Raw genomic sequence first — 9,504 nt, forward strand, 5'->3', positions numbered from 1 at the left:
GGAAGTTTCTGCAGAAACGGACTGTGTCCTGAACTTTGATTTGGACACTCTGTTTCTCGGCTCGGCGGTTCCTCTCCTTGAGGAGATTACGGCAGAGCAGAAATCCGGCATCTTCGGAGTCAGCGAACGTGAAAACCGTGATAAGTGGATGAAGCAGATGAAACTTAAGGAAATCGTGAACACTCCGCTGTATTTCAATACCGGTCTTATGTGCTACAAGGCTGACTGCAAAGGACTGTATCAGCAGTTCATCACTGAACTCGAAAAGCATGGTGACTTCATGTACTGCCCGGAGCAGGATTTTGTGAATCTTCACTTCAAAGAAAAGCACCGGCTTTCAGGTGAGTTCAATGCCATCTGGTTCAATCCCGGATACAAGGACATGGCTCCGCTGATGGTGCATTACCTCTCAATGGAGAAACCATGGAATAAATTCATCTACCTTGATTTCCGGGCATATGCCTACTGGCATAAGTACCTCTCGGCATGTGATCGCGTGGAAGGATATCTTGACCGGGAGTTTCTTGAACGGGTGCGAAGTAACGTAAACAGAGTTAAATGACGGGCGGCTTAAAGGTCGCCTTTTTTATTGGGAGAAAAAACATGAGAGAGCTTTGGAATATGGCTCAGGCAATGTTCACGGGTATAGGCGGTTGGCTCGGTTATTTCCTCGGCGGTTGTGACGGACTGCTCTATGCCCTGATTGCCTTTACGGTTATCGACTACATCAGCGGCGTTATGTGCGGAATAGTTGATGGAAAACTATCAAGTTCCATCGGGTTTAAAGGTATCTGCCGTAAGGTGGTTGTCTTTATGCTCGTTGGCATTGCCAGCATTCTGGATACGAGAATTTTTCAGACCGGAAGTGTTCTCAGAACCGCAGTGATTTTCTTTTACCTCTCAAACGAAGGTATCAGCTTACTCGAGAATGCTACACATCTCGGTCTGCCGATACCGGCTGTGGTCAGAAAGGCTTTAAACCAGTTACACGATAAATCAGAAAATAAGGAGAACGAAAATGGCAAATAGTCCATTAGTGAGTTACACCAGATTGAGTCCGAACCATTCCGGCAGAAGGACTCATGCAATTGACCGCATCACACCTCACGCTGTTGTCGGTCAGCTCAGCGCGGAACGCATCTGCGACTGCTTTAAGGATAGTAGCAGACAGGCAAGCTGCAACTACTGCATCGGGGCTGATGGCAGAATCGGACTCTGCGTTGATGAAGAGAACCGATCCTGGTGCTCATCATCCCGGGATAATGACCAGCGAGCTGTTACCATCGAGTGCGCATCAGATCTGACGGAACCTTACACCATGAATGATAAGGTGTATGCCTCACTGGTGAATCTGTGCGTTGATATCTGCAGAAGGAATGGCAAGAAGAAACTTTTGTGGATTGCTGATCGGGATAAGGCATTGAACTATGAGGTGAAGCCTGATGAAATGCTGTTGACGGTTCACCGTTGGTTTGCAAGGAAGTCCTGTCCCGGAAATTGGCTATTCGGGAAGTTGGGCGATTTGGCTCAAGCGGTGAATAGCCAACTGTAAGATCAATAGCAGTAGCACATAGTTATTCGTGCTACTGCTTCTCTAAAGAAAATGACTTTATTTAGGGCAAACTAACATCTATCAGTGTTAAGTGAAATTCCATTAAATCAGTTTTTATAAAACTGTCTTTTGCTATACTCAATTTAATATCCGACTGTAAAAGTATTTCCTGCTCGTTTGAACGTCTAACCCTACGATTATACGGAAATGCTTTGATTCCACATTCATTTACATTCATAACCATAATATCCCTTCTACCTCTTTCTTCGTTTTTCTTTGCGGTCATAAAGTAAAAAGCAACACAAGGATCTATTGTAGTAGATAAAGGTCGATTTGTTACTACGCTTTTTAGATCCTTGCCCCACCAAGAACCACCGTGCAAAAGCAAAGTTCCGATTGGTAAAACAACGCCAGCACTATCTATTGCTTTACTCACTGCTTCAATGATTATAGGTGCTGTTTCAGTCCCCTCAAAATACCGGTTCTTATAATCTAAACAAGCACTTGGAGTGTGTTTCGGTAATATGCTATCGTAATTTAAAATCTTCTTGAGTTCATCGGATATACCATCTCCAACAGTGGTGGAAAGACCGTTTACAGACATATATAAAATCTCCTTTGTAACATCTTTTACAGACATTGTTGTTCCTCCCAAAGTATTAGTTTGATGTTTAATTTTTTTCATTGTTTTCTCCTTTTAAGACTGTTTAGGTTCCGACCACAATTCAGAACCTTTCCCAAATATTTATATTTCGAGTCACGCTCTCACTCGTTTTTTGGTGAATTATTTTGTTGATATACATCACATTTCTAACAATTAGACAGAAATAGCAACCATTCCCCCTACAGCCACCTTCGCTCCATTACCTTGACGTTCTTCTCGATACACGGCTGTGCAACTTTTAACCACTCAAAAAATATTTTTCTATAGTCATCGTCAAAACATGGTTTTCACGTCCATTGGTATAGTAGGAGGTCAAAGATTTATGACAGAACAACAGAAATCCATAATCAAAACTCTGCGCGAGCAGAACTTCAGTTATAACGCCATTGCCAAAGCGATGGGTGTCACCGTAGCTACCGTTAAAAGTTACTGCCAGCGTTCGGGGCTTGCCGGTAACCGCAAGGAAGCTTTTCAGTCTCAGTCGGATACGCCTTTAGCACTGCCGACTTTCTGCAGATGCTGTGGCAAGCAGCTCATCCAAAGAGAAAAGGTTAAACATCGTAAATTCTGCTCTGATGAGTGTCGGCTAACTTGGTGGAATGCACATCCCGAACAGGTTAATCGCCGTAATCCTCACACAGGCAAATGCCTATGCTGCGGAAAGGAGTTCACCTGGTACGGTCCCAAACCTCATAAGTTCTGCTGCCACGAGTGCTACATCAAACACAGATATGAAGGAGTGACGCATGACACCGAAGCAGTTTGAATCTGAGATGAACTATCTGGTGGCACGGCACATGGCTGAATGCTTTCTGAAACAGGGATTCCTGACCAAAACAGAGTTCAGGAAAATTGATGATTTTCTTATTGGGGCATTCACCCCGCTTATCGGAAAACTCTTAACACTATCGCTTGATAAGTCAGGCGATAAGAGTGAGTAATAGTGGTATCAAAACGAGGGTATAACTATGAAAACGATAAAGAAAATTGATGTAAAAAGCATAGCCCTGCCTGCCAGAAAACGGGTGGCGGCATATGCACGTGTCTCCATGGAATCAGACAGACTGGCTCATTCTCTGTCAACTCAGATCAGCTACTACAACGATCTCATTCAGAATAATCCTGAATGGGAATTTGCTGGAGTATATGCCGACAGTTTCATCTCCGGTACAAGTGTTGAGCGCAGAGCCGAGTTTAAACGAATGATTAAGGACTGTGAGGACGGTAAGATTGACATCATTCTTACCAAGTCCATAAGCAGATTTGCCCGTAACACGGTAGATCTGCTCAACACCGTAAGGCGGTTAAAGGAGTTAGGCATCGAGGTACAGTTCGAGAAAGAACGTATTCGTTCACTGTCAGGCGATGGTGAACTGATGCTGACGCTCCTTGCCTCTTTCGCCCAGGAAGAAAGCCGGAGCATTTCGGAAAATGTCAAATGGGGAGCGAGGAAAAGATTTCAGAAAGGCATTCCCCATGGTCGGGTAAGAGTTTTCGGTTACCAATGGGAAGGTGATCATCTGGTCGTCATTCCGCATGAAGCTGAAATTGTTAAACGTATCTATCAGAACTACCTTGATGGGAAATCACGTTTTGAAACCGAGAGGGAATTTGCATCTGAAGGCATCACAACAAGAAATGGGTGCCGATGGCGAGATCACAGTATTAAGACCGTGCTCACCAACATCACGTACACCGGTAATCTGCTCCTGCAAAAAGAATTTACTGATGATCCGATTACCAAAAAGCATATTAAAAATACCGGTCAGTTACCACAGTATTTCGTCGAGAACACCCATGAGCCGATAATCGACATGAAAACATTCCGCTTGGTTCAGAATGAAATGGCTAGACGAAGAGAATTAGGACCTTTCGCAAATAAAAGCCTCAATACTACATGCTTTACAAGAAAGCTACGATGTGGCAAATGCGGCAGTTCATTCATAAGATGCACGAGATCAACCAATGCTAAATACCACTCAGCATTACACCCTATCAATGGGTATTACCGCGCTTGGAACTGCGGTCGGCATCACAAGAACACGTCACTCTGCGAAAACAATGAAATCCCCGAAATAATCCTTAAGAAGTGTTGCTCTGAGGTTTTAGGACTTGATGAATTTGATGAGCAGATTTTTAGCAAACGAATTGAACGAATCGATGTTCCCTACCAAGGTCTTCTGCTTTTCAATTTTATAGAAGGAGGAGTTATCAGCAAAGAATGGCATTCTACAGCCAGAACAGACTGCTGGACTGACGAACTGAAGGCACAACAGAAAAAGTGGCTTAAAGATTATAGAGTCAAAGGTGTTGGTCCCCACTCTGCTTTTACTACCAGAATCATCTGTGGCTGTTGCGGAGATACCGTCAAAAGACAGGCAGAACATAAATCAAGAAAACAACTTGTATTCTGGCGATGCAGAAACTCATGTGGTATCCGAGGCATTCGAGAAGAAGAACTCAAAGAAATATCGGCAGGTATTTTAGGACTTGAGGAATTTGACAGTGAGGCTTTCATGAATCGAATTGACCACATCACAATGGTCAGAAGCGGACTTATGGAGTTTACCTTCAAAAATGGTCATACCGAACAGGCTGAATACTGCATCAAGGTCAGACAGCCTAAATGGACAGATGAACGCCGAAAGGCAATGAGCGAAAGACTTAAACAATTAAAGGAGGCAAAGAAAAATGGCTGCAAATAGAAAGGTTCAGACCATCCCGGCAACACTTACAAGATTCACGTCTGCTCCCATTGCATCAAATCAGAAAAGGAAAGTTGCAGGCTACGCCCGTGTCTCAACAGATCATGACGATCAGTTCTCAAGCTACACGGCACAGGTTGATTATTACACCAACTACATCAAAGGCCGTGATGACTGGGAGTTCGTGAATGTGTATACCGATGAAGGCATCACCGGAACCAGCACCAAACGCCGTGAAGGCTTTAAGCGAATGATTGCTGATGCTCTTGATGGCAAGATCGATCTTATCGTCACAAAGTCTGTGAGCCGATTTGCCCGAAATACCGTAGACAGCCTCACTACCATCAGACAGCTCAAGGAAAACGGCACGGAGGTGTATTTCGAGAAAGAAAATATTTGGACTTTCGATGCCAAAGGCGAAGTGCTGCTGACCATCATGTCCTCTCTCGCCCAGGAGGAAAGCCGTTCGATTTCCGAAAACTGCACATGGGGACAGCGCAAGAGATTTGCTGACGGCAAGGTAACTGTGCCATTTAAGAATTTTCTCGGTTACGATCGTGGCGAGGATGGAAATTTGGTGCTTAACAAGAAACAGGCTGAAGTCGTTAAGCAGATCTACGCTATGTTCCTGAAAGGCATGACTCCGCATACCATTGCACGAAAACTGACAGAGGAGAAAATCAAGACTCCGGCAGGCCGAGATACATGGAGCAGCAGTTCAGTGAGAAGCATTCTAACCAATGAAAAATACAAAGGTGATGCCCTACTACAGAAAACTTTCTGCGAGGATTTTCTGACTAAGAAGATGAAGCTCAATCAAGGTGAAGTTCCGCAGTATTATGTGGAAAATAACCATGAAGCCATTATCGATCCGCAGACCTTTGACATGGTTCAGGCTGAACTTGCACGTCGCACAGCAGGAAACAACCGGCACAGCGGAGTTCATCTGCTCTCCGGTAAAATCAAATGCGGGGACTGTGGTGGTTGGTACGGTTCCAAAGTCTGGCACTCCAACGATAAGTTCCGAAGAATCATCTGGCAGTGCAATAACAAATACAAGAACAAGGATAAACGCTGCACCACACCTGTGTTCGATGAAAATCAGATTAAAGAACGATTCACAATTGCCGTCAATAAGTTGTTAACAGGTTCTTCAAAAGCAATCAGAGCCTGTGAAGAAGCACTCGCCGCCAACCTTGATCCCTCAGAGTTGGAGCAGAAACAGCAAGCTCTCCTGACTGAGATGCAAACTCTCGATTCTGCATTGCGCCAGCTTATTCAGCAGAATTCAACCACGGCACAGGATCAGACCGAATACCGGAAAAGGTATGATGAGATTACTCAAAAGTTTTGCAAGGCCGAAGAACAGAAGAAACGAGTCGAACAGAAACTCAGCAATCTTCTCGAACGGCGTGGCATCATCGAGAATTTCATTAAAAAGCTGAAGGAGCAGAACGGCCAAATATCAGAATTCAGTGAAAACCTGTGGTGCGCTCTGCTGGATTACATCACGGCATATGCTGATGGCAGACTGGTTTTTAGGTTCAAGAACAGTTCGGAGTTTGAGGGATAAAAGCGGTATAACTTAAAGATTAAAGGTCTGATTACTGTGATGATGGTAGTCGGACTTTTTTTATTTATCGAAGTAATTTACACCTCAAAAGCCCAAAGTGTACAAGTAAGCCCGATGAGCCTGTATAAGCTGTAAAGCCTTATGCCATATGGCTCGGTATCAAATTCTGTATAGAGATTTCTAATCCTACGTGGTTTTTGATACGAACCTAAAATGTAGAAAAAAGGTGTGTAACGCGTTGATATATGGTAAACGTGTAAGCAAATAGGGTTATTTATAATTGAAGCTCACTGTGCTACTACCACAGTGAGTTTTTGATGTTGTAAAGGTTTAGTCCTTGGAAGCTGTTTCAGCCTTACGCAGGTCTTCCAGATTATTTGACCTGCAGTCTGCGGGAACCTTGTCTGACCACGGCAGAAGAAGACTCATGTTGCTGAGTACGTTCTTCGGTCTTACCGAACTGATTCCGTAAGAAGCCATTCAAGATATTTGTACGGAGCCAGACCGTTGGCTATCGCTGTCTGGATGATGGTGTAGTAGCCGGCACTGATGTCTGCTCCATTCTCTGTGAAGTTAAATAAGAAGTTCTTTCTTCCCACGGTAAACGGACGTATTGAGTTTTCAGCAGTGTTATTGCTGATGTCACAGTTGCAGTCATTGAGGAAGTTCATCAGTTCCTGACTTCTGTCCAATACGTACTGTACCCCCTGACTCAGGCGGCTTTTCGGAAGACAGCACCGGGCATCCTTTATCCCCTGACAGAAGTTAAAGAATTTATCCAATATCGGCTTTGTTTTTTCCAGACGCAGGGCTTTTACCTTTTCAGGATCCCGAACTCCGGAACCGTCAACACAGCTGAGTTTTGCCTCTTTTTCTACCACAAACACGCGATCCAGCAGCGTGACTGCTTTTGCAGCCAGCATGGTTTCACTGTTCTGTTTGTCTTTGGCAAGTTTTAAAATGTCGGCAAAGAGCCGTCGGGCATGTACCAGACATTCACATCTGATGATTTTTCCCCGACTTTCCCTCACTGTTTTATCGTATCCGGTGTAACCGTCCGTATGCAGATATCCTTCAAATCCTTTCAGGAACTTCAGCGGATAATCACTGCTTCGTCCGCATTCGTGTTTAAAGTATCTTATCTGATGCGGAGCCCATTTGGTGGTGGAATACACCCACATGTACTGCTGTTTCGGTTTTCTGCCTTCGTGGGTTTTTATGACCTCAACCGGGGTTTCGTCTGCATGTATGTGGCAGTATTTAAAGAGTTCCTGTCTAGGCAGTTCGCAGAAGTTTTCCAGCTGGTTGCTGAACACCTTCTGACACCAGTCGCTCAGAACCTTTCTTACAATCGGTATTCCGGCATCAATCATCTGCTGTTCCTGACGGTACAGCGGCATGCTGTAAACAAACTTCTGAGTTATGACATGAGCAAGCAGTGAAGGTGATACCACGGAGTGTGGCAGCAGGACTGCGGGAGATTCCTGCTTTCTGATAAATCTGTCGTTATTCTTCTGACAGACGGGACATTTGTAACCCCGCCTCTTTGTCTCAAGAATGTAATAGGATGCAGGTCTGAACATCAGACTCTTTGACACAGTTTCTGTTGCCATTTCATCCATTATGCCGTGACACTTTGGGCAGATGTCGGCCTCAGGACCATCATCAATGAAGCGTTCAACAACTTCCAGTCCAAGCTTATCAAGACCGTTTCCGGTTAATGAAAGTCTCTAGGCTTCCTTTTGTTTTTTCCGGTTCTTTTTGCCTGAAGTTTTCTGTCTGTCGGTGTTCTGCTCTTCAGGAAGGTCCAGTTCCTTTGTCAGAGCCCCGTTCCCGGCAAGACAGGGAGATTTTTTTCAATCTCATTAAAAACATTGTTATCGCTGTCAAAAAGTGAATACTGACGTCCGCATTCCTCTTTCTCCTGCTCGGGCTTTGAGGCTTTCATGTATTTGGTAACAATGTTGCTTTCCGAAGTATTACCTGTTTTAAAGAGCATTTGCCTGAAACCTTCCACGATCTCTTCACGTCTCTTGTTTTCGGCAACCGCTCTGAGAAGCAGATTGTTCATTCGGGATATTTTGTCAGCCTGGGCTGTTACCAGCTTATCCATTCCGGCAATCTTGTCAGTCAGAGAAGATACCAGCTTTTTGTAATTGCTCAAGCTGTTCCTGCAGACTTTGATTTGAATTCGGATCCAGGGAATTCTGAGACTGAACAGAAGCGTTTTTTCTGTTCTGCTGCTCTTTTTTATTTGCCATCTTTACCCTGAAATCCTATTTGAAAAACCTTTCGTTTACTGGTGTGAATTATACCATAAAAGCACTTTTTCCGATAGCAAAAAACGCCGAAAACCCCAATAAATTCAAGGGTTGTTGGCGCTTTTTGTCATCAGGTTTTTACAGGTAAAAACAGACAGTATTCATTAAGATTTCAGAAGATTCTGAACAATGGAATTTCGTTCGGTAAATCTGGACCCCGTGATTTTTTCAATCGGCTTTACCGGTTCAATTTCCATCCCGCGAAGCAACCCTTCCTGCTGTTGGATGGTTATCTGTTTTGCTTCGGTATGATTTCTCGGCCATTTGAAACTTCCCCGTTCCTCTCTTTTGTACATCAGGATAAAACCGCTGCCGTCCCACAGAAGCACCTTTATCCGGTCTTTTCGGATTCCGCAGAACAGGAAAGCTGAGTTACTGCAGGGTTCAAGTTTAAATTCCGTGGTGATTTTGTTCACCAGTCCGTTGATTCCCATGCGCATGTCAGTTTTACCGCAGGCCACGTAAAATTTATCAATTCCGGGAGTTATTCTTTCGAGCATCAGACAACAACATCCAAAATCCGCAGTAACAGTTCCGTCTGAATTCGGTTGGAAATACTGAGTTTTGCACCCGAGGTCAGTTCTATCTGACATACGATGGAATTATCATGTTCTTTGGAGGTATGAACAGTCGGAGCCGGAGGCACTTCAATCATGAAAAATGAACTGCCTTCAGTGTTATCATCAGCA

13 protein-coding genes are annotated in these 9,504 nt (G+C 44.2%); 7 read left to right on the forward strand and 6 right to left on the reverse strand.

Going from position 1 to position 9,504, the window contains the following annotated elements:
• From QZU58_RS09115 to QZU58_RS09125, 3 genes are all read left to right on the forward strand, one after another.
• Positions 1-562 (forward strand): glycosyltransferase (locus tag QZU58_RS09115; protein ID WP_294496207.1); only part of this gene is annotated, 562 nt, incomplete at its 5' end.
• Positions 563-603: 41 nt separating this feature from the next.
• A complete protein-coding gene (locus QZU58_RS09120) occupies positions 604-1,029 on the forward strand; it encodes a phage holin family protein (RefSeq protein WP_294496209.1) in 426 nt (141 codons plus the stop codon).
• Entirely contained in the window at positions 1,019-1,552 is a 534-nt protein-coding gene (locus QZU58_RS09125) for an N-acetylmuramoyl-L-alanine amidase (protein ID WP_294496211.1), read from the forward strand. The genes QZU58_RS09120 and QZU58_RS09125 overlap by 11 nt, the downstream gene beginning before the upstream one ends.
• Positions 1,553-1,613: 61 nt before the next feature.
• On the opposite strand, the gene QZU58_RS09130 is transcribed toward QZU58_RS09125, so the two are convergent.
• The gene (locus QZU58_RS09130) at positions 1,614-2,237 is read right to left on the reverse strand and encodes a hypothetical protein (protein ID WP_294496213.1); all 624 of its coding nucleotides are present in this window, start codon (positions 2,235-2,237) and stop codon (positions 1,614-1,616) included.
• A gap of 301 nt (positions 2,238-2,538) precedes the next feature.
• Here QZU58_RS09130 and QZU58_RS09135 point away from each other — a divergent pair, with 301 nt between their 5' ends.
• From QZU58_RS09135 to QZU58_RS09150, 4 genes are read left to right on the forward strand one after another with little or no spacing between them, the layout of a single operon-like run.
• A complete protein-coding gene (locus tag QZU58_RS09135) occupies positions 2,539-2,982 on the forward strand; it encodes a sigma factor-like helix-turn-helix DNA-binding protein (protein WP_294496215.1) in 444 nt (147 codons plus the stop codon).
• A complete protein-coding gene (locus QZU58_RS09140) occupies positions 2,963-3,157 on the forward strand; it encodes an SHOCT domain-containing protein (RefSeq protein ID WP_093143587.1) in 195 nt (64 codons plus the stop codon). Before QZU58_RS09135 ends, QZU58_RS09140 begins: the two co-directional genes overlap by 20 nt.
• Positions 3,158-3,184: 27 nt before the next feature.
• Positions 3,185-4,921 carry a recombinase family protein gene (locus tag QZU58_RS09145; RefSeq protein WP_294496217.1) on the forward strand — a complete coding sequence of 579 codons (1,737 nt, stop codon included), beginning with the start codon at positions 3,185-3,187 and terminating at the stop codon, positions 4,919-4,921.
• Positions 4,908-6,494: a recombinase family protein gene (locus tag QZU58_RS09150; RefSeq protein WP_294496220.1), complete on the forward strand. Its 1,587-nt coding sequence runs from the start codon at positions 4,908-4,910 to the stop codon at positions 6,492-6,494. Before QZU58_RS09145 ends, QZU58_RS09150 begins: the two co-directional genes overlap by 14 nt.
• 330 nt (positions 6,495-6,824) lie before the next feature.
• On the opposite strand, the gene QZU58_RS09155 is transcribed toward QZU58_RS09150, so the two are convergent.
• The 5 genes from QZU58_RS09155 to QZU58_RS09175 all read right to left on the reverse strand — a co-directional run.
• Positions 6,825-6,974, reverse strand: a complete 150-nt coding sequence (locus QZU58_RS09155) for a hypothetical protein (protein ID WP_294496221.1) — start codon at positions 6,972-6,974, stop codon at positions 6,825-6,827.
• Positions 6,947-8,185 (reverse strand): IS66 family transposase, encoded by a 1,239-nt coding sequence (locus QZU58_RS09160; RefSeq protein WP_363174837.1) that lies wholly within the window; start codon positions 8,183-8,185, stop codon positions 6,947-6,949. The genes QZU58_RS09155 and QZU58_RS09160 overlap by 28 nt, the downstream gene beginning before the upstream one ends.
• A 128-nt stretch (positions 8,186-8,313) precedes the next feature.
• A complete protein-coding gene (locus tag QZU58_RS09165; RefSeq protein ID WP_294496223.1) occupies positions 8,314-8,658 on the reverse strand; it encodes a hypothetical protein in 345 nt (114 codons plus the stop codon).
• Between the two features lie 261 nt (positions 8,659-8,919).
• Positions 8,920-9,315 carry an IS66 family insertion sequence element accessory protein TnpB gene (gene tnpB, locus QZU58_RS09170; protein WP_294496225.1) on the reverse strand — a complete coding sequence of 132 codons (396 nt, stop codon included), beginning with the start codon at positions 9,313-9,315 and terminating at the stop codon, positions 8,920-8,922.
• Positions 9,315-9,504: hypothetical protein (locus tag QZU58_RS09175; protein WP_294496227.1), on the reverse strand; the 190-nt coding region annotated here is incomplete at its 5' end. The genes tnpB and QZU58_RS09175, both read right to left, overlap by 1 nt.

The sequence above is a fragment of the uncultured Ruminobacter sp. genome (genome assembly GCA_902764345.1).
GTDB lineage: Bacteria > Pseudomonadota > Gammaproteobacteria > Enterobacterales > Succinivibrionaceae > Ruminobacter.

What these genes read in the sequence shown, in the direction of transcription:
- QZU58_RS09125 (WP_294496211.1), top strand. Translation starts at nt 1,019, where the DNA reads ATGGCAAATAGTCCATTAGTGAGTTACACCAGATTGAGTCCGAACCAT.
- tnpB (WP_294496225.1), bottom strand. Translation starts at nt 9,315, where the DNA reads ATGCTCGAAAGAATAACTCCCGGAATTGATAAATTTTACGTGGCCTGC.
- QZU58_RS09145 (WP_294496217.1), top strand. Translation starts at nt 3,185, where the DNA reads ATGAAAACGATAAAGAAAATTGATGTAAAAAGCATAGCCCTGCCTGCC.
- QZU58_RS09150 (WP_294496220.1), top strand. Translation starts at nt 4,908, where the DNA reads ATGGCTGCAAATAGAAAGGTTCAGACCATCCCGGCAACACTTACAAGA.
- QZU58_RS09130 (WP_294496213.1), bottom strand. Translation starts at nt 2,237, where the DNA reads ATGAAAAAAATTAAACATCAAACTAATACTTTGGGAGGAACAACAATG.
- QZU58_RS09140 (WP_093143587.1), top strand. Translation starts at nt 2,963, where the DNA reads ATGACACCGAAGCAGTTTGAATCTGAGATGAACTATCTGGTGGCACGG.
- QZU58_RS09120 (WP_294496209.1), top strand. Translation starts at nt 604, where the DNA reads ATGAGAGAGCTTTGGAATATGGCTCAGGCAATGTTCACGGGTATAGGC.
- QZU58_RS09155 (WP_294496221.1), bottom strand. Translation starts at nt 6,974, where the DNA reads ATGGCTTCTTACGGAATCAGTTCGGTAAGACCGAAGAACGTACTCAGC.
- QZU58_RS09135 (WP_294496215.1), top strand. Translation starts at nt 2,539, where the DNA reads ATGACAGAACAACAGAAATCCATAATCAAAACTCTGCGCGAGCAGAAC.